Genomic DNA, 23,422 nt, shown 5'->3' with positions numbered 1-23,422 from the left:
TGCTCGCTTTAGACTCACTCTGCAAAGCGTATTACCCCTCAACTCTCCATCATGTGATGCCGTTAAATGGCCACCTACCTCACCTTCATATTTATGCATTGTGATCGGGCGAGAATGCGTTATGTTAGCGCGGTTCCGAAAGCTGACACGCTGCTGCATTACACCACCCCCTGGAGGGAGCCAGAATGGCGTCATTTGTTCCACTGTCGAACCTGACCCGTCGACACCTGATATTCCCATTGTCATTAGTCCTCTTCGAGTTTGCGACCTATATCGCCCACGATATGATTCAGCCCGGTATGTTGCTGGTCACTCAGGAATTTAACGTTGGGCCAGAATGGGTATCAGCCTCTCTGACGGCCTATCTGATTGGCGGCATTGTGTTGCAGTGGTTGCTGGGCCCCCTGTCGGACAAGCTGGGTCGGCGCCCGGTGATGCTCGCCGGAGTTACCTTCTTCATGCTGACCTGTATGGCGACCCATTGGGTGCAGAGCATCGAGCAATTTATCCTGCTGCGTTTCCTGCAGGGAATCAGCCTGTGCTTCATTGGCGCCGTGGGGTATGCCGCGATACAGGAAGCCTTCGATGAAGCCCTTAGCGTGCGTATCATGGCGTTAATGGCCAACGTTGCGCTGCTGGCTCCGCTCGCGGGTCCGCTGGCCGGGGCTGCATTTCTGGAAATCAGTGACTGGCGTACCATGTTCTGGCTGTTTGGTGCCGTCACGGCCATTGCCCTTCTGGGCCTGTGGCGTACCATGCCGGAAACGGCCGGTGACCCGCAGATGTCGCTGTCACTTCCCTCTCTGGGCAAAGGGTATCTGGCCCTGCTGAAAGACCGTCAGGTGATGAGTGGTTCACTGGCAATAGGCCTGGTGACCATCCCGTGCCTGGCCTGGGTGGCGCTGTCGCCCGTGATCCTAATCCACGATGAGGGGCTGACACGGCTGGATTACGCACTGTTGCAGCTTCCCGTATTCGTCGCCATGATTGCCGGGAACCTGACCCTGGGCAAGCTTGCCTCTCGCGTGCCTATCGATCAACCGCTGCGCCTGGGCGCCTGGCCGATTTTACTGGGCCTTGGGATCGCCGCACTGGCCTCCGTTATCGACAAGCACAGCTACCTGTGGCTGACTGCCGGGCTCAGTCTCTACGGTTTTGGCACCGGACTGGTGAACGCGGGTCTGTACCGTTTGACGTTGTTTTCCAGCCAGGCAGGCAAAGGCAGTGTCGCCGCAATGCTCGGCATGGTGAGTATTCTGGTGTTTGCGTTGGGGATTGAGCTGGCGAAGTTTGCTTACTTTAGCGACGGTGCCCGCGCTTTCAGCCTGGCGAATCTGGCCTGCGGTCTGGTGTGGTGCGTGTTAGTACGGGCATTTCTGCGGGAATGGAAGCGTCGTTCCTCACTGAACTGATCGGCCAGGGGACAACAACATAGCGCGTTGTCCCCTGCCAGTATTACTTCTTTGGATAAAGTTCTTTGCGATCGTAAGGTTCTTTCTCACCGGGTTTGCGTGTTTTCAGCAACTTGAGTATCCAGGTGTACTGCTCCGGATGCGGACGCACAAAATCTTCCACTTCTTTATTCAACCGGCGAGCCTGTGAAGCATCATCAGAATCCGGCAGATCGTCCATCGGCGGACGTAGATAAATATCCAGACAGTGGCGTTTGCTGTTATACACCGGGAAGAGCGGTACCACTTTCGCCCGGCAGACTTTCATCATACGCCCTACCGCGGGTAGCGTAGCTTTGTAAGTATCGAAGAAATCAACGAATTCACTCTGCTCTGCACCGTGATCCTGATCCGGCAGATAATAGCCCCAGTATCCCTGACGGATAGACAGGACAAACGGTTTGATGCCGTCGTTACGCGCATGCATACGACCGCCAAAACGGCGTCTTACCCGGTTCCAGACGTAATCCATTACCGGATTGCTCTGGTTATGGAACATCGCCGCCATCGGCTGCCCTTCAGACGCCAGCACCATCGCCGGCAGGTCGACGGCCCAGGCGTGGGGTACCAGGAAAATGACATTCTGCCCGTCATTCTGCAAATCATCGATAATCTCACGTCCGTGCCAGCGAATACGCTTCTTTGCGTTCTTCGGCCGCAGGGCGAGTTCGGCCATCATCGCCATCGACTGCGGGGCAACGGCAAACATCTCGTCGATGATCGCTTCGCGTTCTTGCTCTGACTTATCCGTCATGCAGTACAACAGGTTAATCTGTGCACGACGGCGCGCACTGCGGGCAAATTTCCCTGCCAGACGACCTAATGCACCCAATAACGGGTCACGCAGACGTGGGGTCACCAGCGTCAGACTGGCAAATGCGCCAACACCCAGCCAGCTTCCCCAATAGCGTGGCAATAAGAAACTTTTGTTAAACGTGGGAATGAACTCAATTTGATTATTTTTTCTGTTTTCCATGCACTGGCCTCGAACAATAACGGGCTTATGATAGTGCTGACGGAAGATTTTGCAAAGTTATTGCCGTGAATGCGCCTGTTTAGGCTAAAAAAAAGCCGATGGCATCCACCATCGGCTTTTTTATGTGCAGCAATCTTACTTGAAGCGAAGTTGAGGCACGACTTCGCGCACTTTCGCCAGGTAATCGCGACGGTCTTTACCGGTCAACCCTTCCATACGCGGAAGTTTGGCCGTCAACGGGTTCACTGCCTGATTGTTAATCCAGATTTCAAAGTGCAGGTGTGGCCCCGTAGAACGCCCCGTATTACCGGAAAGCGCGATGCGATCGCCACGCTTCACTTTCTGACCGGGTTTCACCAGCAGCTTCTTCAGATGCATATAGCGCGTCATATACTGACGTCCATGGCGAACGGCAACGTAGTTACCCGCCCCACCGCTGCGTTTAGCAACGATAACCTCACCATCACCGACAGCCAGCACTGGCGTCCCCACTGGCAGAGCAAAGTCCACGCCTTTGTGTGGCGCAACACGCCCGGTTACCGGATTTAAACGACGCGGGTTAAAGTTCGATGACACGCGATACTGTTTCACGGTTGGGAAACGCATAAAACCACGCGCCAGGCCGGAACCGTTACGGTCATAGAACTTACCGTCTGCCCCACGGATCGCGTAATAATCTTTGTCACCACTGTTCAGGCGCACGCCAGCCAGTTCACTCTGCTCGCTTTTACCATTCAGCATTTCGCGCGACATCAGTACGGAGAACTTGTCGCCGTTACGCAGCTTGCGGAAATCCATCTGCCATTGCAGGGATTTAATCACCGCGCTGATTTCACTGCTGGACAGCCCCGCTTTCCTGGCACTGCTGACAAAACTGCCGTTGACCACACCGCTTAATACGCTGTTTTGCCACTCTCCCTTCTGAATGGCAGAAGAGGGTTTGAAGCCGTCACCGGAGCGGTCGTAAGTGCGCGTTTCACGGCGGGACACTTCCCAGGTAATGCGCTGTAAATCACCATTGTCGTTCAGCGACCATGAGAGTTGCTGCCCGACTTGCAGGTTGCGCAAATCTTTATCGCTTTTCACCAGCATGTTGATTTCCGACATATCAATGCCGTACTGGTTTAACACGCTGCTGAGGGTATCACCTGTTGAAACAACGTAATCGTGCGTGCCGCTTTCATCCGGAACGTCTTCATCGATTTCATCTTTCGGGGCATCGTCAGCCGGGGATGGGGTGTCCTGATCTATCGGCTCACTGGCTTCAGGAAGCAAGGTACGTAGTTGATTTTTATCGAGCTCGACGGTTTTAACAATCGGGCTTTCGTTACCCGGATGATAAACGTAAGGCCGCCACAGCGTGACGGCCAGCGTTACAACGGTCAGCGACCCCAACATAATGCGGTGGGGCCGGGGTAAATTATTAAACGCCATGGCGACAGCGCGGGATATCTGCTGCACTTAAATGTTCCTCTATTCTCCTTTCAGGCAGCTCTCATACTGGCTGGACAACTGTGAGAGGAATGTCACATAGCTGTCTTTACCTGGGGTGATGTCCGTCCCGAGTGGATCCAGTGTGCCCGAACGCACGGTGGTCCCTCTGGCAACGGCCTCTATCACGGCTGGCCTGAATTGTGGTTCAGCAAAAACGCAGGCTGCTTTTTGCTCAACCAACTGTGTTCGTATTTGATGTAAACGCTGCGCACCGGGTTGGATCTCAGGGTTGACGGTAAAATGACCTAATGGGGTCAGACCGAAGTGTTTTTCAAAGTAAGTGTAAGCATCATGAAAAACGAAATACCCTTTGCCTTTAACCGGGGCCAACTGTTTACTGATTTTCGCATCGGCTGACGCCAATTCTGCCTCAAAGTGCTGCAGGTTTGCGTCTAGTTTGTCCTTGCTTTGCGGCATAAGTTCCAACAATTTTCCATGGATTGCAATCGCCGTTTGCTTTGAGATCTCCGGAGACATCCACAGATGCATATTATACTCACCATGATGGTGGTGATCGTGGCTGTCAGCAGCCTCATGCGAATGCCCCGCATGTGCTTCATGCTCTTCTTCTTCTTCGTCTTCGCCGCCCTTCAGCAGCAAGCCTTTCACACCTGGGAGGGCACTCATTTCGACGTTCTTTTGTGCGGGCAAACTGGCGGCAGATTTGGTCATAAACGCTTCCATTTCCGGGCCAACCCAGACCACTAAATCCGCGCTTTTTAAGCGTTTAATGTCGGAAGGACGCAAGGCATAATCATGCTCTGAGGCACCATCGGGCAGCAAAACATTCACCGGTGTGACGCCATCCGCAATCGCGGCAGCGATAAATCCAACAGGTTTAACGGAGGCAACAACGTCTGCATGGGCAGGAAGCACAAGCGAAGCGGCAATGCTCATGCCTGCGAGCATTGATAAGGCACGTGTTTTTTTGTGTAACATAATGATTCAATCCATCGTGAAGAGCTGATGGATTGTGATATTATAACATTCGTAATTTTCTGCAACCAGTAATCGACATGTCATCTTTGATCACCCTTGAAAAAATTTCTGTGAGCTTTGGACAGCGCCGTGTCCTGTCCGATGTGTCACTTTCGCTGCAACCTGGCCGAATTCTGACCCTGCTCGGGCCGAACGGGGCCGGTAAATCAACGCTGGTGCGCGTGGTGCTCGGGCTGATTGCCCCCACCGCCGGTACCCTGCTGCGCCCGGCGCAACTGCGTATTGGTTACGTGCCGCAAAAAATCCATCTTGATGTCACCCTGCCCCTCACGGTTGCGCGCTTTATGCGTCTGCGACCTGGGGTAAAGTCAGACGATATTCTGCCCGCGCTGAAACGCGTGCAGGCGGCTCATCTGCTGGAATACCCGCTACAAAAACTCTCCGGTGGCGAAATGCAGCGTGTGCTGCTGGCACGAGCACTGCTCAACCAGCCGCAGCTACTGGTGCTTGATGAACCCACGCAGGGCGTTGACGTCAACGGTCAGGTGGCGCTGTATGACCTGATCGACCAGCTGCGCCGCGAACTCAACTGCGGCGTGCTGATGGTCTCCCACGACCTGCATCTGGTGATGGCGAAAACCGACGAGGTCTTGTGCCTCAATCACCATATCTGCTGTTCGGGTACGCCAGAAGCGGTGTCCAAACACCCTGAATTTATCTCGATGTTCGGCCAACGCGGTGCTGAACAGCTGGCGATTTATCGCCACCATCACAACCATCGTCACGATCTCCAGGGACGAATTATTTTGCGCAAAGGGACCGGCCGTCATGATTGAATTATTATTACCCGGCTGGTTAGCAGGCGTATTACTGGCGCTGGCAGCCGGGCCGCTGGGTTCCTTTGTGGTGTGGCGTCGCATGTCCTATTTTGGCGACACGCTGGCACATGCCTCCTTGCTGGGCGTAGCTTTTGGCCTGCTGCTTAATGTCAGTCCGTTTTATGCAGTGATCGTAGTCACTCTGCTGTTGTCGCTGGTGCTGGTGTGGCTGGAGCGTCGTCCGCATCTGGCGATTGATACCCTGCTGGGCATTATGGCGCACAGTGCGCTGTCGCTGGGCATGGTGGTGGTCAGCCTGATGTCTGACGTGCGTGTGGATCTGATGGCCTATCTGTTTGGTGACCTGCTGGCCGTGACACCAACCGATCTGTGGACGATTGTCGCGGGTGTGGCGGTGGTTCTGCTTCTGCTGGCGTGGCAATGGCGTGCCCTGCTGTCAATCACCATCAGCCCTGAGCTGGCGCAGGTGGATGGCGTCAATATTCAGCGGACCAAAATGATTCTGATGCTGATCACGGCGCTGACGATTGGGGTAGCGATGAAATTTGTCGGGGCGTTGATCATCACCTCACTGCTGATTATCCCTGCCGCCACCGCCCGCCGTTTTGCCCGCTCACCGGAGCAGATGGCGGCACTGGCGGTGGTCATTGGCATTATGGCCGTGACCATCGGTCTGACCTTCTCTGCCTTCTACGATACGCCAGCCGGCCCTTCTGTGGTGCTGGGGGCAGCGGTGATGTTCATGCTGAGTATGGTGAAGAAACCGGCGGTGTAACCCGCCGTTTTTGCACGGGCAAGGAGGCATCCCTCGCCCCTACTTACTGTGATTCTGGTCGGTCGATGCCGAAGTGCTTGTAAGCATGCTGGGTGGCCATACGGCCACGCGGCGTGCGTTGAATAAAGCCCTGCTGGATCAGATACGGTTCCAGCACGTCCTCGATGGTTTCGCGCTCTTCACCGATTGCCGCCGCCAGGTTATCCAGCCCGACCGGGCCACCCATAAATTTATCGATAATCGCCAGCAGTAGTTTGCGGTCCATATAGTCGAAACCTTCGGTATCCACACTCAGCATATCCAGTGCTTTTGAGGTCACGTCACCGCTCATACTGCCGTTCGCACGCACCTCGGCAAAGTCACGCACGCGGCGCAGCAGTCGGTTAGCGATACGCGGCGTACCGCGAGCACGGCGGGCGATTTCCAGCGCGCCATCATCACTCAATGGCAACCCGAGGCAGGACGCACTACGGGCAACGATGTGCTGCAAGTCTTCTACCCGGTAAAACTCCAGACGCTGCACAATGCCGAAACGGTCACGCAACGGTGACGTCAGTGAGCCCGCGCGCGTGGTAGCGCCAATCAGGGTAAACGGCGGCAGGTCGAGTTTAATCGAACGCGCGCCCGGGCCTTCCCCGATCATAATATCCAGCTGATAGTCTTCCATCGCCGGGTACAGCACTTCTTCCACCACGGGCGACAGTCGGTGGATCTCATCAATAAACAGGACATCATGAGGTTCGAGGTTGGTCAGCATCGCCGCCAGATCGCCTGCTTTCTCCAGCACCGGGCCGGATGTGGTACGCAGGTTAACGCCCATCTCGTTAGCAACAATATTTGCCAGCGTGGTTTTTCCCAGGCCCGGCGGGCCAAAGATCAACAGATGGTCGAGCGCATCACCGCGATTCTTAGCGGCTTCGATGAAGATTTCCATCTGTTCACGCACCACCGGCTGACCAACGTACTCTGCCAGCATTTTCGGGCGGATAGCGCGGTCGATAACTTCTTCTTCGGTGATGACCCCGGCGGAGACCAGGCGGTCGGCTTCAATCATGCTCTACCTCAAATCAAATAGCGGCGCGCAGGGCTTCGCGAATCAATGTTTCGCAGTCGGCGTTCGGTTTACCCACTTTGCTGACCATGCGGCTGGCTTCCTGAGGTTTATACCCCAGCGCCACCAGGGCAGAAACGGCTTCGCTTTCGGCATCGTTGGCGGCTTCTGTCGGCATTTCACTGGTCAGTGCAAACGGTGCATCGGTGGCAAACAGATCGCCGTGCATCCCTTTGAAGCGGTCTTTCATTTCCACCACTAAGCGCTCAGCGGTTTTCTTACCCACGCCTGGCAGTTTCACCAGCACAGCAATCTCTTCACGTTCAACGGCGGTGACGAACTGCTGCGCTGACATACCGGACAAAATGGCCAGTGCCAGCTTAGGCCCGATGCCGTTAACCTTGATCAGTTCACGGAACAGCGCCCGCTCCGGCTTGCTGTTAAAACCAAACAGCAACTGCGCATCTTCGCGCACCACAAAGTGAGTAAAGATAATCGCTTCATGGTTGATGTCGGGAAGCTCATAAAAACAGGTCATTGGCATTTGCACCTCATAACCCACGCCGCTGGCTTCCAGTAACACCACGGGCGGCTGTTTTTCCAGGATAATGCCTCTCAGACGACCTATCACATTCGCTTCCTTCTGATAACAATTTAGAGGGGAGTTTATAGCATAAAAAAGGCTGGATGAATATCCAGCCTGTTGAGATTAGCGGGCCATTGTCCATTAACTCAGACGACCACGAGCGAGGTTAAGCTTGCCCTCACCGATACGATTGACGTTCTGGCTCAGGTGACAATGCGTGATGGCAATCGCCAGCGCATCGGCGGCATCCGCCTGGGGGTTCGCTGGCAGTTTGAGCAAGGTACGCACCATATGCTGTACCTGGCTTTTCTCTGCACTACCGATGCCCACAACGGTCTGCTTCACCTGCCGCGCCGCATACTCAAACACTGGCAGATCCTGGTTCACGGCAGCAACAATGGCCGCACCGCGCGCCTGGCCCAGTTTCAGGGCTGAGTCGGCGTTCTTCGCCATAAAGACCTGCTCAATCGCGAAAAACTCAGGCTGAAACTGAGTAATAATCTCGCTAACACCCGCATAAATCAGCTTCAGGCGCGACGGCAGGTCAGCCACACTGGTGCGGATACATCCACTGCCCAGATACGTTAACTGCCGCCCCACCTGCCGAATCACACCGTAACCGGTGATGCGCGAACCGGGGTCGATCCCCAAAATAATAGCCATTACGCGCTCACCCGATGTGATGGACGGAGTGTCACAGGGTTTCCGCCACCTCGTCAGAAATTTCACCGTTATGGTAAACCTCCTGCACGTCGTCGCAGTCTTCCAGCATATCGATCAAACGCAGCAGTTTTGGTGCGGTCTCCACATCCATATCGGCTTTGGTCGATGGGATCATGGTGACTTCGGCACTTTCTGCCTTCAGACCCGCCGCGTCCAGCGCGTCTTTAACGGCCCCCAGGCTTTCCCATGCGGTGAATACGTCGATGGTGCCATCGTCCCAGGTCATCACATCGTCAGCACCGGCTTCCAGCGCCGCATCCATCACCTGGTCTTCTTCCAGGCCCGGTGCGAAGGTGATCACGCCTTTTTTGGTGAACAGGTAGGCCACAGAACCATCCGTCCCAAGGTTACCACCGGTTTTGGTGAAGGCATGACGCACTTCTGACACGGTACGGTTACGGTTATCACTCAGGCACTCCACCATCACAGCGGTGCCACCTGGGCCGTAACCTTCATAAATGATGGTTTCCATATTGCTGTCATCATCACCGCCCACGCCGCGTGCAATCGCACGGTTCATGGTGTCACGGGTCATGTTGTTTGACAGTGCTTTGTCCATCGCCGCACGCAGACGCGGGTTGGAGTTAGCATCACCACCGCCCAGTTTGGCAGCAGTCACCAGCTCACGAATGATTTTGGTGAAGATTTTACCGCGTTTGGAATCCTGAGCAGCCTTGCGGTGCTTGGTATTCGCCCATTTACTATGTCCCGCCATTTACACTGAGTCTCCAGATTGCCTATTGCACAGGCTATCTTGCTTGCTATTTTGCACCCGGGCAGTGCTCGCAATCCTCACATACATAAGTATGCTGCGGTTGCTCCGCGCTGGCCGTGCGCAAACTATCTGCGCCGATAACGCCTGGACATCAAGCTAAGTTCAAAAGATAAAAATTAAACAAAATTACAGTACGAATTCTTCAATTGCCTGGCGGTTACTCCAGGACTTGGTGAGCGCGGCGGCGGCCGGGGCATCCAGCCACTGAAAGGCCAGATGCTCGCTCAATGTGATGCTGCACTCCGCAGGGAGCATGAGGCTAAACCAGTGTTCCCGATTATGGGTGGTGCCCGGTGCGTAACGATGAAGAAAGTGCGTAAAGATTTCGAATTCTATATGACGCTGGCAGTCCACTAATGTGAGCTGCCCGGCGTTTATATCAATGCCAATCTCTTCCATCACTTCCCGCTGTGCGGTCTGCGCCAGGCTTTCGCCCGGCTCCTGGCTGCCGGTCACCGACTGCCAGAAATCCACATCATCGCGTCGCTGCAACATCAGCACCCGCCGGGTATCCTGGGCATAAATCACCACCAGAACCGACACCGGATGCTTATACGCCATCAGTTATTCTCTGACGGCTGATCTTTCACTTTCTTGACCACTTCAATGCCCAGCTCGGCCAGTGAGGCCGGGTTAGCAAAGTTTGGCGCTTCGGTCATCAGACAGGCCGCAGCGGTGGTTTTCGGGAAGGCAATCACGTCACGAATGTTATCCGTGCCGGTCAGCAGCATGACAAGGCGATCAAGACCAAAGGCCAGACCCGCATGCGGTGGCGTACCGTATTTCAGCGCATCCAGCAGGAAGCCAAACTTCTCACGCTGTTCGTGCTCTTCAATACCCAGAATGCCGAACACCGTCTGCTGCATCTGACCGTTGTGAATACGCACGGAACCGCCACCCACTTCATAGCCATTGATGACCATATCGTAGGCGTTAGCAATCGCGGTTTCCGGTGCGTTCTTCAGTTCTTCCGGCGTCATCTCTTTCGGCGCGGTAAACGGATGGTGCATCGCGGTCAGACCGCCTTCGCCATCGTCTTCAAACATCGGGAAGTCCACGACCCACAGCGGCGCCCAGGAGGCCTCGTTGGTGATCTTAAGGTCACGACCCAGTTTCAGACGCAAAGCACCCAGGGCATCGGCCACGACTTTCGCGCTGCCCGCACCGAAGAAGATCATATCGCCATCGGCGGCGCCGTTACGTGCCAGAATCTCTTCAACGATTTCTGCATTAAGGAATTTCGCTACCGGGCTGGTGATCCCTTCCAGGCCTTTAGCACGCTCGTTGACCTTGATGTAAGCCAGGCCCTTCGCGCCGTAGATTTCGATAAATTTGCCGTAGTCGTCAATCTGCTTACGGCTCAGCGTCGCGCCACCCGGCACACGCAGTGTTGCAACACGGCCTTTGGCATCGTTAGCCGGGCCAGCAAAGACGCTGAACTCAATGTTTTTCAACAGATCCGCGACGTCAACCAGCTCCATTGGGTTACGCAGGTCTGGCTTATCGGAACCAAAACGACGCATCGCTTCGGCGAAGGTCATGGTTGGGAAGTCACCCAGTTCAACAGACTTCACATCAACCCACAGATTGCGAACCAGACGTTCCATGATTTCACGCACCTGAGCGGCGGTCATGAACGAGGTTTCAACGTCGATCTGGGTAAATTCAGGCTGACGGTCAGCACGCAGATCCTCGTCACGGAAACATTTGACGATCTGATAGTAACGGTCAAAACCGGACATCATCAGCAGCTGTTTGAACAGCTGTGGCGACTGTGGCAAGGCGTAGAATTTGCCTTTATGCACGCGGCTTGGCACCAGATAGTCACGGGCACCTTCCGGCGTGGCTTTGGTCAGCATCGGGGTTTCGATATCGAGGAAACCGTGCTCATCCATAAAGCGGCGCACAAAGCTGGTAATTTTCGCACGAGCTTTCAGGCGGTTCGCCATATCAGGGCGACGCAGGTCAAGATAGCGATACTTCAGACGCGCTTCTTCGCTGTTCGCCATATTGGAGTCTAACGGCAGCGGTTCTGAGCGGTTGATGATGGTCAGGTCGGTGGCGAACACTTCGATCTCACCGGTGGCCATATCTTTGTTTTTGTTCTTCTCATCACGCGGACGCACGGTGCCGGTGATCTGGATGCAGAACTCGTTACGCAGTTCAGACGCCAGATCGAAAGCCGCCTGACGGTCCGGGTCGAAGAACACCTGCACGATGCCTTCACGGTCACGCATATCAATAAAGATCAGGCTGCCCAGATCGCGACGGCGATTAACCCAACCGCACAGTGTCACTTGCTGGCCTACATGAGACAGATTGATCTGCCCACAATACTCAGTACGCATAACGATATCCTTTTAACTTCAGCGCTGCTGCCGCAGCTTTATAATCACTATCCTGCTCTGAGGAGCGCTGCTGCCGCGAAAAATGGCTGCCATTATAATGGAAAATGGCTCACAGGATAAGTGCTGTCATCAGGGGAAAGTGGCAGAAAAACGCTGCGATGTGCTGCCACCGGACGCTGTGGTTAACAAAACATCATCACCACGACATAACCGCTAACAAATCTCAGCGCTTTACCCACATTATTTTCATCGCCTCGTTTAACTGTTCCTTTGTATTCTCAATGGTTTTCCCCCTTATCCCGGAGAAACGCATGCTCAATCTCAATCCCCAGACCACCGCACTGGTGCTGATCGACTTACAGGAAGGCATTCTGCCGTTTGGCAAGGCACCACACGCGGCCAGTGATGTCGTGCCACGTGCCGCGAAACTGGCCGACCACTTTCGTGCACACAACGCCCCGGTCGTGCTGGTACGTGTAGGCTGGTCAGCGGATTTTGCCGATGCGCCAAAACAACCGGTTGATGCCGCCCATGCCGGAGGCGCACTGCCGGATAACTGGTGGGTCTACCCTGAAGCGCTGGGTGTTCAGGAGAGCGATCTGCACGTCATCAAACGCCAGTGGGGGGCATTCCACGGTACCGATCTGGAACTGCAACTGCGCCGTCGTGGCATTGACACCCTTGTGCTGGGTGGCATCGCCACCAACATTGGCGTTGAGTCCACCGCACGTAACGCCTGGGAACTGGGTTTCAATCTGGTGATTGCCGAAGATATCTGTAGCACCGCCAGCACTGAGCAGCATCAGGCCAGCGTCGAGTGGATCTTCCCACGTATTGCCCGCGTGCGTCAGTCAGATGACGTCATCGCCGCGCTGTCTTAACCTGCGCATGACCGGAGGGAACCGGTCTTTCTCCCCACTGCCTGCCTTGCACTCCCCTGTATCCACACGGTAAAGTTGCCCGCAACTGACTGAATGTGGATAAACAATGAAGCCGTTGTATCTTGGCCTGCCACAGTGGCAGCACCCGCAATGGAAAAAACTGGGGATGACCACCCTGGAAGATTATGCCCGTCACTTTAACTGTGTCGAAGGCAATACCACGCTGTATGCACTGCCGCGCCCGGAAGTGGTACAGCGCTGGCGGGCAATGACGCACGATGACTTCCGCTTCTGTTTTAAATTTCCGGCGACCATCAGCCATCAGGCCGCGCTGCGCCAGTGCGGCGATCTCAGCGCAGAGTTTTTTGATCTGCTCTCTCCGCTGGCCGATCGCATCGGACAGTTCTGGTTACAGCTTCCCGCGGCTTTTTCGCCTGCTGACCTGCCTGCTCTCTGGCAGTTTCTCGATAACCTGCCTACGGAATTCCGCTACGGTGTGGAAGTGCGGCATCCGGAGTTTTTTGCCAAAGGCGAGGCCGAGCAGGCGCTGAATCGCGGATTGCATCAGCGCCGCGTCAACCGGGTGATCCTCGATACCCGCGGCGTGCACAGTGCCCATCCTTCAACGGCCGCGATTATTGAGGCACAACGCAAAAAACCTAAACTGCCAGTCCATGCGGTGATGACCGCAGACGCCCCGATGATCCGTTTTATCGGCGGCGACAACGTCGAGGCTAACCTGAGCTGGTTCAACGCCTGGCGAGATCGGTTACCGCAGTGGTGCGAAACGGCCCAGCCGTGGCTGTTTATACATACCCCGGATGTCGGCTTCGCACCGGATTTGGTGCGCGCGCTGTGGCCCGGATTACAGCAGGTGCTCCCGCATATCGGTGATGCCCCTGAATGGCCGCAGCAGGAGATGTTATTCTGAACCGGTTCATGCTGATGCCTGGCGACAGTGTCAGCATTGTTCGATACCCTACTCAATAAGATCATTATTACATCATGGAGTGAGTCATGGTCAGTGCGCTTTACGTGGTACTTGGTACGCTTTTTATCCTGAAGTTTTTACTCGACGTGGTGCGCTTACGTCGTCAGTACCGGGTCTCGATCGGTGATGGTGGGGTGTCTGATTTACAGCTGGCCATTCGCATCCACGGTAATGCGGTCGAAAATATCCCCATCGCACTCTTTCTGCTGGTAATGATGGAGATGAACGGTGCCGATATCTGGATGCTGCATCTGCTCGGGCTGTTTTTCTTTTTCGGCCGTCTGATGCATGCGTATGGTTTACGCAGCCGCACCGTACTGTGGCGCCGTAACGGCATGCTCCTGACGCTGCTTTCGCTCTTCGGCATGGTGGTCGTCAATCTGCTGTTCCTGCCCTGGGACCTGGTTCTCGGCACTTCCTGACCGTTCTACTGGCAGAAAAGATGCAGCCCGCCGCGCTTTCTGCCAGAATATGCCCTTTCCGTTAGCTTCCCCGGACTTACCACTATGTCTAACCGCGATACGCTGTTCTCCGCGCCAATTGCCAAGCTGGGCGACTGGACGTTTGATGAGCGCGTGGCTGAAGTCTTCCCCGACATGATTCAGCGTTCTGTGCCCGGCTATTCCAACATTATTTCCATGATTGGCATGTTAGCCGAGCGCTTTGTCCAGCCCGACTCCCGTGTTTACGATCTCGGCTGTTCGCTGGGCGCGGCCACGCTGTCAGTGCGCCGCAATATTACTGCCGCTGGCTGCAAGATTATTGCTGTTGATAACTCACCCGCCATGGTTGAGCGCTGCCGCCGCCACATTGATGCCTTCCGTGCCGATACGCCGGTCGAGGTGATTGAAGCGGACATCCGCCAGATCCCGATTGAGAATGCCTCCCTGGTGGTACTGAACTTCACGTTACAGTTTCTGGCACCGGAAGAGCGTCAGCAGTTGCTGAATACCATTTATCAGGGACTGAAACCCGGTGGTGCGCTGGTGCTTTCTGAAAAATTCAGCTTTGCTGACTCTGACGTGGGTGAACTGTTGTTCAACATGCATCACGACTTTAAACGCGCGAACGGTTACAGCGAACTGGAGATCAGCCAGAAGCGCAGCATGCTGGAAAATGTCATGCTGACCGACAGCGTGGAAACCCATAAACAGCGTCTGCACAATGCCGGTTTCCAGCATGCAGAACTGTGGTTCCAGTGTTTTAACTTTGGCTCTCTGGTGGCCTTAAAAGCAGGTCATCCCTGATGGATTTCGGAAATTTTTATCAACTCATTGCCAAAAGCCCGCTGTCTCACTGGCTGGAAACCCTGCCTGCGCAGATCGCGGCCTGGCAACGCGAGTCACTGCACGGTCACTTTAAAAACTGGGACCGTTCCGTTGAACACCTTCCCGCACTGACCCCGGAGACGCTGGATTTACTGCACAGCGTCACCGCCGACAGCAGCCATCTCTCCGCACGCCAGCGTGACGGCATTGAAAAACTGCTGCGTAATCTGATGCCATGGCGTAAAGGGCCGTTCTCACTGTACGGCGTGACTATCGATACAGAATGGCGTTCTGACTGGAAGTGGGAGCGGGTGCTGCCGCATATTTCCTCACTGGCCGGACGTACGGTGCTGGATGTCGGTTGTGGCAGCGGCTACCACATGTGGCGCATGCTGGGCGCGGGTGCCAACCTCGTGGTCGGCATCGACCCGATGCAGCTGTTCCTGTGCCAGTTTGAAGCCGTGCGTAAACTGCTGGGCAACGATCAGCGTGCGCACCTGCTGCCGCTGGGCATCGAGCAACTGCCCGAGCTGAAGGCGTTCGACACCGTATTTTCAATGGGCGTGCTGTATCATCGCCGCTCCCCGCTCGACCACCTTTTCCAGTTGAAAAATCAGCTGGTCAGCGGCGGCGAACTGGTGCTGGAAACCCTGGTGGTCGAAGGCGATGACCTGCAGGTACTGGTGCCGGGTGAACGCTATGCGCAGATGCGTAACGTCTACTTCATCCCGTCAACCGGGGCGCTGAAAAACTGGCTGGAGAAGTGTGGATTTGTTGACGTCCGTATTGCTGATTACTCGGTCACCAGCACGGATGAACAGCGTCGTACCAGCTGGATGACCAGCGAGTCCCTGGCCGAGTTCCTCGACCCGAACGACCCAACGAAAACCGTCGAAGGTTATCCTGCCCCCCTGCGTGCCGTGTTGGTAGCGACCAAACCATAATCCCGACAGGGTTGGCCGTCTTACGGCTGACCCTGCCTCCCCCTCGTCGTTGCCCTGCCTCCTCACCGCTCTGAGTGAAATCCTGATCTGTGTCAATGAGAATGATAATTCTTATTAAATCACTCTTTTTGATCAAATGGCCTAATACTTACGGGTTAGTGTGGGATCAGTTGTGCGTTAAATTCACCTGAAAGGAGTATCTGGTATGAGTAAATTTGTTTTTTCATCACCACGGAAATACATTCAGGGCGCGGGTCAGCTAGCCCACCTGGGCGAGCATCTGGCCGAACTGGGCAGCAATGCGTTCCTCGTTGCTGACAAGATTGTCTGGGGGCTGATCGGAAAAGACGTTAAAGCCTCCCTGATCGCGAACAAGGTCGAATTCCACTACGAAGAGTTTAACGGTGAAGCCTCCAGCAATGAGATCACCCGCCTGGCTAAACTGGCGAAAGCCAACGGAACAAGTATTGTGGTCGGACTCGGTGGCGGTAAAACCCTGGACACTGTAAAAGCGGTTGCCGATGAGTTGAAACACCCCGTTGCCGTCGTGCCCACTATCGCCTCTACCGATGCCCCCTGCAGTGCGCTGTCAGTGATCTACTCGGATACCGGCGTGTTCGAAAGCTACCGTTTCTACAGTAAAAACCCGGATCTGGTGCTGGTGGATACGCAGGTCTGCGTGCGCGCGCCGGTGCGTCTGTTTGCCTCCGGTATTGCGGATGGCCTGGCGACCTATGTTGAAGCGCAGGCGGTGAAACGTTCACACAGCAAATCGATGGTCAACGGTGACCCGACCATTGCCGGAATGGCGATCGCCGAAGCCTGTGAAAAAACACTCCTGACCTGGGGGCTGAGTGCCTATCAGGCCGTGGAGAAACAGCTGGTGACACCCGCGGTGGAAGCCGTGGTGGAAGCCAATACGCTGCTTTCAGGGCTGGGGTTCGAAAACGCCGGTCTGGCCGGTGCCCACGCTATCCACAACGGTTTTACTGCGATTGAGGGCGATATTCACCACCTGACGCACGGTGAAAAAGTGGCTTACGGCACCCTGACCCAGATGGTGCTGGAGCAGCGCCCTGATGAGGAGATCGCACGCTACGTGCGTTTCTACCGAGCCATCAAGATGCCGACCACGCTGAAGGAGCTGCATCTGGACAACGTAAGCTGGGACGATCTGGTGAAAATCGGCGCGCTGGCCAATAACGAAGGGGACACGTTGAAAAACCTGAACCCGGGACTGAGCGCTGAGGATGTGGCGAACGCCATTCTGGCCGTAGATGCCTTTAGTCTGTCAGTGAAATAACCGTATTGTAGTGAAGGCCGATCCGGGCGATCGGCCTTATTTTTCTGCCGCGGTTTATTCCCAATATTCGTAGCGGTAAGCGGCAGTAATATTGCGCCGGATAATCCCGGAGGGGAACACTTCCATTTCACGCGTATAGCTCAACGTACAGTTCCCCTGGTCATCCCACAGCTGGCACTCCTCCAGCGTTGTCATACTGCTCATCGCTGTATCCGAGCGGCTGCTCAGACGTAACTCACGCTGATCCCGGTCGTAGTCCAGCGTCATTTTTTCTCGATCAGACGCCAAAGCCACCAGCAGGTTCTGTTTGTTCCAGCGGTAGGTGAATTTACCGTTACTGTTGCTATCCGATCCCCGCGCAATACTGCTAATCAGCCGCGACTGGCGGTCGAAATGGTGGGTGGTTTCCGTGAAGCCTTTTTCACCATTGAGGACGAACGTATCCGCCGAGCTAATGATATTACCGCGGCTTCCCGTCCGATAATGTGTGGTGCCACGTTTATCATTGATCACCACCGGCTGGCCGTTACGTAATTCAGCAACGGTCATTTCATAGCTTGAAAGCCAACCATCCCTGACATGTTCAATACTCTGCACCAGTGAGATCTGGAGCTTGCCTTCCTGTTTATCGAAGCGCAAATCGGCACGTTTCAGCGTTCCGCAGCGATCAAACTCGCCAATCATGCGTTTTTGCTGATTAACATCCTTACCAAATTCGCCGAGGACAAACTGTTTAACCGGGCCTCTGGCCGTTCCCCCCAACATCACAATGCTGTTATTACTGGCCACCTGCTGAAAGCCCGGCGTGCAGTCTGTTGCCGCCTGTGCAGCCGGAGTCAGCAAAAAGGCCAGCGTCATCATCAGCGTACAACCCGAAAACGGAATCTTCATCACAGCTCTTATGGCAGATTAAGGAGATGACTCAGTGTAGTTTTTTTTGGGTACAACACGCATTACAAACCCGCACCAGGAGCAAAAAAAACCCCAACAAAAGGCGCTGGGGTCTGGTACTTGCAAACACCACGTCTGAGAACGGCGTGCTGCGCGGCAAAATCGGCACGTTACCGCCAGGCGGCAACGGATTTAGGCAACGTGAAGCGGTGCGCCGAGCGACATCACGCTTTTCATCGCGGCGACCACATCACCATCAACGCAGGTGCGGGTAAATTCGTCATTTTCAGCATCCGAACACATAGACACACCGGCTTTACGGTAACGCATCGATGAGGCAATACGTTGGCTGGCGGAGCTGTGCAACTCAAGCAGGCCAGCATCGATAAACTTTTGCACATTGCTCAGGCGCACACCCGCACCGGCCATCACTTTTACGCCCTTCGCCATGCGGGTAAGCTCCCTCAAGAGGGGTAAGCCGCTTTCTGCACTCTGCTGCTGTCCGGAAGTGAGGATGCGCGACACGCCTAAATCAGTCAGTTGCTTAAGTGCCATGACCGGGCTGTGGCACAAATCGAAGGCACGATGAAAGGTCACCTCCATACCCTGACACAGCTGCATGACGTGCTGCATGCGCGGCAGATCAATATGCCCGTCCACATCCAGCAACCCGATCACCAGCCCCGGAAAGCCCTGTTCCCGGATAAACGCAATATCTGACTTCATCTGCTCAAATTCGATATCGCTGTAACAAAAATCTCCCCCTCTGGGGCGCACAATCGGATGGACCGGGATCGCAACGCGACGACGAGCTGACATCAATGTCCCCGCCGATGGTGTTAATCCCCCTTCCGTTGGCGCAGCACATAACTCCACGCGATCGGCTCCCGCTCGTTCCGCCGTCACGGCACATTCCACTCCGTAGCAGCATATTTCCAGTTTTCGCATCCCATCCTCCGGTTATCACTGCTGTCTGGTTGTTTATTTTCATGCCGATGATTAGTCTGATCGACATTACTGGTATTTATCTTAACGGGAATCATCAGCATGGCATTCAATTTTGACCAACGGATAGACCGCCGTCACAGCGATAGCCTGAAATGGCAAAAATATGGTGATCGGGATATCCTTCCGTTGTGGATCGCAGACACGGATTTTCGCGTAGCTGATTGTATTACTGAAGCATTACAGACTCGTATCTCACACGGCATCTTCGGCTATGGTGTCCCGCCGCAGGCCTTTATTGAGGTCGTCATTGAGCGCATGAACACACGTTTTGGCTGGAAAATTCAACCCGAGTGGCTGGTCTTTCTACCGGGCGTCGTTACCGGGCTGAATCTGTGCGTACGCGCGTTTACCGAGCCACATCAGGGCACCATTGCGCCCATACCAATTTATCCCCCTTTCCGCCTGGCAGCAAAGCTGGCCGGACGCGAGCAGGTCAGCGCCCCGTTACAGCTTCAGAATCAGCGCTGGGTGCTGGATCTGGATGCTCTGGAACCTGAGCTTAAGGGCAACGAAAAACTGCTGCTGTTGTGTAACCCGCAGAACCCGGGCGGTACCGTTTATCGCCGTGAGGAACTGGAGGCACAACTGCGCTTTGCCCAGCGACATGACCTGATAGTGTGTTCTGATGAAATTCACTGCGACCTGCTGCTGGAGCCGGGCGCTGAACATATCCCGTTTGCCAGCCTGAGTGAAGATGCCGCCCAGCGCTCCATTACCCTGCTGTCTCCGTCGAAAAGCTTCAACATTGCTGGCCTCGGTGCGTCTGTGGCCATCATTCCTGACCGCGAACTGCGTGACCGTTTTAACCGGGAACGTAAAGGGATGGTGCCGGATGTCGATGTTCTGTCCTATGTCGCCGCAACGGCCGCCTGGCAGGACGGGCAACCGTGGCTGGATGCGCAGGTGGAGTACCTGCGCAGCAACCGTGACGCACTGACACAGCACGTGAATGCGCTACCGGGACTGAGCATGGTGGCACCAGAGGGCAGCTATCTGGGCTGGATTGATGCCAGCAAACTGAAAGTCGCCAGCCCGGCCCTGTTCTTTGAAAAACATGGGCTGGGCTTTTCACCGGGGCGTGACTTCGGTGACGATAAGTTTATCCGTTTCAACTTCGGCTGCCAGCGTGCGATGTTAGACGAAGCCTTGCGCCGCATGACGCTGGCGCTGGCTATCGGCCGCTAGATTTAACGGTCCACTTCACTGGCGACGATCTCTTTCAAGCTCCACGGATGGAACTTGATGGTCACCTGCCCGTCAGTTACCGCCAGCGTTGGGTTAGGCAGGCGTTCGCCGTCACCCTTTGGTGCACTGGTTTTAATCGAAATTCCCTGCTGTGTCAGGCCTTCGTCACCCATCAACGCCAGAGCACGTGCGCCGAGCGTCTCTTCGTCGCCGCGCAGAACCACTTCGACATGTTCCCAGCCTTCATGGCGATAAAGCCGCTGCCCTGGCCAGGGGAGTTCCACCACGCCGATCTTCCACAGGCCCACGTCCAGCGGTGTAGCCAGCTCAAACAGGGCGACGGGACGTCCGGCAATCTCTTTTTCCGAAAACAGCGAACCGCAACGCAGAAACCCCTGTTTCCACCGCGCTGCGGTGGTGTTCTGGTGACATCTGACCGCAATGTGATCAACCTCAAGAACATCAAGATCAAGGCTTAATCGCTCAGCCAATTGGTAAAGGGATTGTAAAAAACGCGGTAAATCATTAGCTAAATCGCTTAATTCTTCTGCATTGTTTATGGATAACATCTCAAAACCCTTCATTTACAGTAATTTCACTTATCATTTTCACTTAAAGCATATGATTTTACAGACCAGATAATGGAATAGAAACTTAGCATTTCATCGGAATTATTCATATAAATTGCCCGCTTAGAAAACATTTCATCCAGCATCTGGTGGTTCAGTACCAGTGATTTTTTTAGAAAATGGCCTTTAACTTTATGTTTTAGTTTAGTTAAATTTATACAATGCGACAATTCCTAAATCATTAGGGGTGCATTGTAGGCTATTCTGCTTTCTTATAGATTTATCCCGACCATCAACACAAGGAAAAGCTTAATGCTTATGTTATTACTTGTCGCCGTGCTGATCGCGATGATGGGATTGGCGATTGTACGCCACTGGAAGGTACGGAACGGAAAAACGACGGTGGCAAGTCCCCACCGCCCGCAACGTCGCCGCTAATCTGACTTTCCGTGGAAGACAGCCTCACAGCACTGTTTTCCCGCGCGCAAAACACAAGTTATCCAGGGGCTCAGGTTCCTGGATAACTTGTTCCTAAATGCAGTATACTTTTCCCCTTCTTTTTTAGGCGCTGCCACCCTGGGTGAATGTCCCCCGGAATGCGGCGGCGTCGAGACCATGGCCTGCACCTCTGCGTGTGGGTTTAAAAAAATTAAGGTAACTCGGTGAATATTCAGGCCCTTCTCTCAGAAAAAGTCAGTCAGGCGATGATCGCAGTGGGAGCACCCGCAGATTGCGAGCCTCAGGTGCGTCAGTCGGCAAAAGTGCAGTTTGGTGATTATCAGGCCAACGGCATGATGGCCGTGGCCAAAACCCTGGGTATGCCGCCACGACAACTGGCCGAAAAAGTGCTGGAGCAGCTGGATCTCACGGGGATTGCCAAAAAAGTTGAGATCGCCGGGCCGGGCTTTATCAATATCTTCCTGGCACCTGAATGGCTGTCTGCACAGATCGACAGCGTGCTGGCCGCCCCGAAACTGGGTGTGGCCGCTGTGGAGCCGCAGACCGTGGTAGTTGACTACTCTGCACCGAACGTGGCGAAAGAGATGCACGTGGGTCACGTGCGCTCCACCATCATCGGGGATGCGGCAGTGCGTACGCTGGAGTTCCTCGGCCATAACGTTATCCGTGCCAACCACGTTGGCGACTGGGGCACCCAGTTCGGTATGTTGATTGCGTTCCTTGAGAAACAGCAGAACGAGAATCACGAAGAGATCGCGCTGGCAGACCTGGAAGTCTTCTACCGTGAAGCCAAACGTACCTACGATGAAGACCCGGCCTTTGCCGAGCGCGCACGCGGTTATGTCGTTAAGCTGCAGGGCGGCGATGAATACTGCCGCAAGATGTGGAAGCGACTGGTCGACATCACCATGGCACAGAATCAGCTGATTTATGACCGTATGAACGTCACCCTGACGCGCGACGATGTGATGGGTGAAAGCCTGTATAACGATATGCTGCCGGGCATCGTTGCTGACCTGAAAGCCAAAGGTCTGGCGGTAGAGAGCGAAGGCGCCACCGTTGTGTTCCTTGATGAGTATAAAAACAAGGAAGGCGAACCGATGGGCGTGATCATCCAGAAAAAGGATGGCGGCTACCTTTACACCACAACGGATATTGCCTGCGCGAAATATCGCTACGAGACGCTGAAAGCGGACCGTGTGCTGTATTACATCGATTCACGTCAGCATCAGCACCTGATGCAGGCCTGGACTATCGTGCGCAAAGCGGGCTATGTACCGGCGTCCCTGCCACTGGAACACCACATGTTCGGCATGATGCTGGGTAAAGACGGTAAGCCGTTTAAAACCCGTGCTGGTGGCACCATCAAGCTGTCCGACCTGCTGGATGAAGCCATTGAACGCGCAACGGCGCTGGTTGCCGGTAAAAACCCGGATATGCCTGCCGATGAGCTGAAAGCACTGGCCAACATCGTCGGTATCGGTGCCGTCAAATACGCCGACCTGTCGAAAAGCCGCACCACCGACTACATCTTCGACTGGGACAACATGCTGGCGTTTGAAGGTAACACCGCACCGTATATGCAGTATGCCTACACGCGTGTGCTGTCCGTCTTCCGCAAAGCAGGCATCGATGAGCACGGCATCAGCGGCACGACCGCGATCGCTGAAGATCGTGAAGCCGCGCTGGCAGTACGCCTGTTGCAGTTTGAAGAAACCATTACTCAGGTTGCGCGCGACGGGATGCCACACGTGATGTGTGCGTATCTTTACGATCTGGCGGGTCTGTTCTCAGGCTTCTACGAACACTGCCCTATCCTGACCGCCGACGATGACGCAACAAAACAGAGCCGTCTGCGTCTGGCGCTGTTAACGGCGAAAACTCTGAAGCAGGGGCTGGATACGCTGGGGATTGAAACCGTAGAGCGGATGTAAGTCTTTTCGGGCGAGGCGTGCCTCGCCCCTAC

General features: G+C 54.9%; 23 protein-coding genes. 11 read left to right on the top strand and 12 right to left on the bottom strand.

The window, feature by feature from the left end; translation table 11 throughout:
* Window positions 1-185: 185 nt before the first annotated feature.
* The gene (locus tag FVB43_RS08435; RefSeq protein ID WP_133841791.1) at window positions 186-1,412 is read left to right on the top strand and encodes an MFS transporter; all 1,227 of its coding nucleotides are present in this window, start codon (window positions 186-188) and stop codon (window positions 1,410-1,412) included.
* A 43-nt stretch (window positions 1,413-1,455) separates the two neighbouring features.
* On the opposite strand, the gene lpxM is transcribed toward FVB43_RS08435, so the two are convergent.
* The 3 genes from lpxM to znuA form a co-directional block, all read right to left on the bottom strand.
* Window positions 1,456-2,427 carry a lauroyl-Kdo(2)-lipid IV(A) myristoyltransferase gene (gene lpxM / locus FVB43_RS08430; RefSeq protein ID WP_167863769.1) on the bottom strand — a complete coding sequence of 324 codons (972 nt, stop codon included), beginning with the start codon at window positions 2,425-2,427 and terminating at the stop codon, window positions 1,456-1,458.
* Window positions 2,428-2,562: 135 nt separating this feature from the next.
* Window positions 2,563-3,888: a murein DD-endopeptidase MepM gene (gene mepM / locus FVB43_RS08425; RefSeq protein ID WP_133841789.1), complete on the bottom strand. Its 1,326-nt coding sequence runs from the start codon at window positions 3,886-3,888 to the stop codon at window positions 2,563-2,565.
* A 12-nt stretch (window positions 3,889-3,900) separates the two neighbouring features.
* Window positions 3,901-4,860: a zinc ABC transporter substrate-binding protein ZnuA gene (znuA, locus tag FVB43_RS08420; protein WP_133841788.1), complete on the bottom strand. Its 960-nt coding sequence runs from the start codon at window positions 4,858-4,860 to the stop codon at window positions 3,901-3,903.
* Window positions 4,861-4,937: 77 nt separating this feature from the next.
* Here znuA and znuC point away from each other — a divergent pair, with 77 nt between their 5' ends.
* Both znuC and znuB read left to right on the top strand, forming a co-directional pair.
* Window positions 4,938-5,696 carry a zinc ABC transporter ATP-binding protein ZnuC gene (znuC, locus tag FVB43_RS08415; protein WP_133841787.1) on the top strand — a complete coding sequence of 253 codons (759 nt, stop codon included), beginning with the start codon at window positions 4,938-4,940 and terminating at the stop codon, window positions 5,694-5,696.
* On the top strand, window positions 5,689-6,474 hold the full coding sequence (znuB, locus tag FVB43_RS08410) for a zinc ABC transporter permease subunit ZnuB (protein WP_159336492.1): 786 nt from the start codon (window positions 5,689-5,691) through the stop codon (window positions 6,472-6,474). The genes znuC and znuB overlap by 8 nt, the downstream gene beginning before the upstream one ends.
* Window positions 6,475-6,517: 43 nt before the next feature.
* Here the strand turns inward: znuB and ruvB are convergent, their stop codons facing one another.
* The 6 genes from ruvB to aspS all read right to left on the bottom strand — a co-directional run bounded on the left by ruvB (window position 6,518) and on the right by aspS (window position 11,957).
* The gene (gene ruvB, locus FVB43_RS08405) at window positions 6,518-7,528 is read right to left on the bottom strand and encodes a Holliday junction branch migration DNA helicase RuvB (protein WP_167863768.1); all 1,011 of its coding nucleotides are present in this window, start codon (window positions 7,526-7,528) and stop codon (window positions 6,518-6,520) included.
* Between the two features lie 13 nt (window positions 7,529-7,541).
* Window positions 7,542-8,156 carry a Holliday junction branch migration protein RuvA gene (gene ruvA, locus FVB43_RS08400; RefSeq protein ID WP_133841784.1) on the bottom strand — a complete coding sequence of 205 codons (615 nt, stop codon included), beginning with the start codon at window positions 8,154-8,156 and terminating at the stop codon, window positions 7,542-7,544.
* A 96-nt stretch (window positions 8,157-8,252) separates the two neighbouring features.
* Window positions 8,253-8,774 carry a crossover junction endodeoxyribonuclease RuvC gene (gene ruvC / locus FVB43_RS08395; RefSeq protein ID WP_133841783.1) on the bottom strand — a complete coding sequence of 174 codons (522 nt, stop codon included), beginning with the start codon at window positions 8,772-8,774 and terminating at the stop codon, window positions 8,253-8,255.
* Window positions 8,775-8,805: 31 nt separating this feature from the next.
* A complete protein-coding gene (locus tag FVB43_RS08390; RefSeq protein ID WP_133841782.1) occupies window positions 8,806-9,549 on the bottom strand; it encodes a YebC/PmpR family DNA-binding transcriptional regulator in 744 nt (247 codons plus the stop codon).
* 186 nt (window positions 9,550-9,735) lie between these two features.
* The gene (gene nudB, locus FVB43_RS08385; RefSeq protein WP_133841781.1) at window positions 9,736-10,170 is read right to left on the bottom strand and encodes a dihydroneopterin triphosphate diphosphatase; all 435 of its coding nucleotides are present in this window, start codon (window positions 10,168-10,170) and stop codon (window positions 9,736-9,738) included.
* Window positions 10,170-11,957: an aspartate--tRNA ligase gene (gene aspS, locus FVB43_RS08380; RefSeq protein ID WP_167863767.1), complete on the bottom strand. Its 1,788-nt coding sequence runs from the start codon at window positions 11,955-11,957 to the stop codon at window positions 10,170-10,172. The genes nudB and aspS overlap by 1 nt, the downstream gene beginning before the upstream one ends.
* A 311-nt stretch (window positions 11,958-12,268) precedes the next feature.
* Here aspS and FVB43_RS08375 point away from each other — a divergent pair, with 311 nt between their 5' ends.
* From FVB43_RS08375 to FVB43_RS08350, 6 genes are all read left to right on the top strand, one after another.
* Complete coding sequence (locus tag FVB43_RS08375) at window positions 12,269-12,838, top strand: hydrolase (RefSeq protein ID WP_159336490.1); 570 nt, start codon at window positions 12,269-12,271, stop codon at window positions 12,836-12,838.
* A gap of 106 nt (window positions 12,839-12,944) precedes the next feature.
* Window positions 12,945-13,769, top strand: coding sequence for a DUF72 domain-containing protein (locus tag FVB43_RS08370; protein ID WP_133841778.1), 825 nt, complete (start codon window positions 12,945-12,947; stop codon window positions 13,767-13,769).
* Window positions 13,770-13,855: 86 nt separating this feature from the next.
* The gene (locus FVB43_RS08365) at window positions 13,856-14,251 is read left to right on the top strand and encodes an MAPEG family protein (protein ID WP_133841777.1); all 396 of its coding nucleotides are present in this window, start codon (window positions 13,856-13,858) and stop codon (window positions 14,249-14,251) included.
* A gap of 84 nt (window positions 14,252-14,335) precedes the next feature.
* Complete coding sequence (cmoA, locus tag FVB43_RS08360; RefSeq protein WP_133841776.1) at window positions 14,336-15,076, top strand: carboxy-S-adenosyl-L-methionine synthase CmoA; 741 nt, start codon at window positions 14,336-14,338, stop codon at window positions 15,074-15,076.
* Window positions 15,073-16,041, top strand: a complete 969-nt coding sequence (gene cmoB, locus FVB43_RS08355; protein WP_133841775.1) for a tRNA 5-methoxyuridine(34)/uridine 5-oxyacetic acid(34) synthase CmoB — start codon at window positions 15,073-15,075, stop codon at window positions 16,039-16,041. The genes cmoA and cmoB overlap by 4 nt, the downstream gene beginning before the upstream one ends.
* Before the next feature lie 205 nt (window positions 16,042-16,246).
* Window positions 16,247-17,344 carry a glycerol dehydrogenase gene (locus FVB43_RS08350; protein WP_133841774.1) on the top strand — a complete coding sequence of 366 codons (1,098 nt, stop codon included), beginning with the start codon at window positions 16,247-16,249 and terminating at the stop codon, window positions 17,342-17,344.
* A gap of 54 nt (window positions 17,345-17,398) precedes the next feature.
* Here FVB43_RS08350 and FVB43_RS08345 read toward each other — a convergent pair whose 3' ends face one another.
* Together FVB43_RS08345 and cutC are read right to left on the bottom strand one after the other, a co-directional pair.
* Entirely contained in the window at window positions 17,399-18,235 is an 837-nt protein-coding gene (locus FVB43_RS08345; protein WP_133841773.1) for a hypothetical protein, read from the bottom strand.
* A 192-nt stretch (window positions 18,236-18,427) separates the two neighbouring features.
* Window positions 18,428-19,183, bottom strand: a complete 756-nt coding sequence (gene cutC / locus FVB43_RS08340) for a copper homeostasis protein CutC (RefSeq protein WP_133841772.1) — start codon at window positions 19,181-19,183, stop codon at window positions 18,428-18,430.
* A 99-nt stretch (window positions 19,184-19,282) separates the two neighbouring features.
* On the opposite strand from cutC, the gene FVB43_RS08335 reads away from it, so the two are divergent.
* Complete coding sequence (locus tag FVB43_RS08335; RefSeq protein ID WP_167863766.1) at window positions 19,283-20,428, top strand: MalY/PatB family protein; 1,146 nt, start codon at window positions 19,283-19,285, stop codon at window positions 20,426-20,428.
* 2 nt (window positions 20,429-20,430) lie between these two features.
* Here FVB43_RS08335 and FVB43_RS08330 read toward each other — a convergent pair whose 3' ends face one another.
* A complete protein-coding gene (locus tag FVB43_RS08330; RefSeq protein ID WP_159336489.1) occupies window positions 20,431-20,997 on the bottom strand; it encodes a VOC family protein in 567 nt (188 codons plus the stop codon).
* A 662-nt stretch (window positions 20,998-21,659) separates the two neighbouring features.
* Between FVB43_RS08330 and argS the strand changes: the two genes are divergently transcribed.
* Window positions 21,660-23,390: an arginine--tRNA ligase gene (gene argS, locus FVB43_RS08325; protein WP_167863765.1), complete on the top strand. Its 1,731-nt coding sequence runs from the start codon at window positions 21,660-21,662 to the stop codon at window positions 23,388-23,390.
* Window positions 23,391-23,422: the final 32 nt, after the last annotated feature.

Source organism: Erwinia rhapontici (genome assembly GCF_012271765.1).
GTDB lineage: Bacteria > Pseudomonadota > Gammaproteobacteria > Enterobacterales > Enterobacteriaceae > Erwinia > Erwinia rhapontici.
Note: the sequence above shows the minus strand (reverse complement) of the source record. Positions and strands in the feature narration are given on the sequence as shown.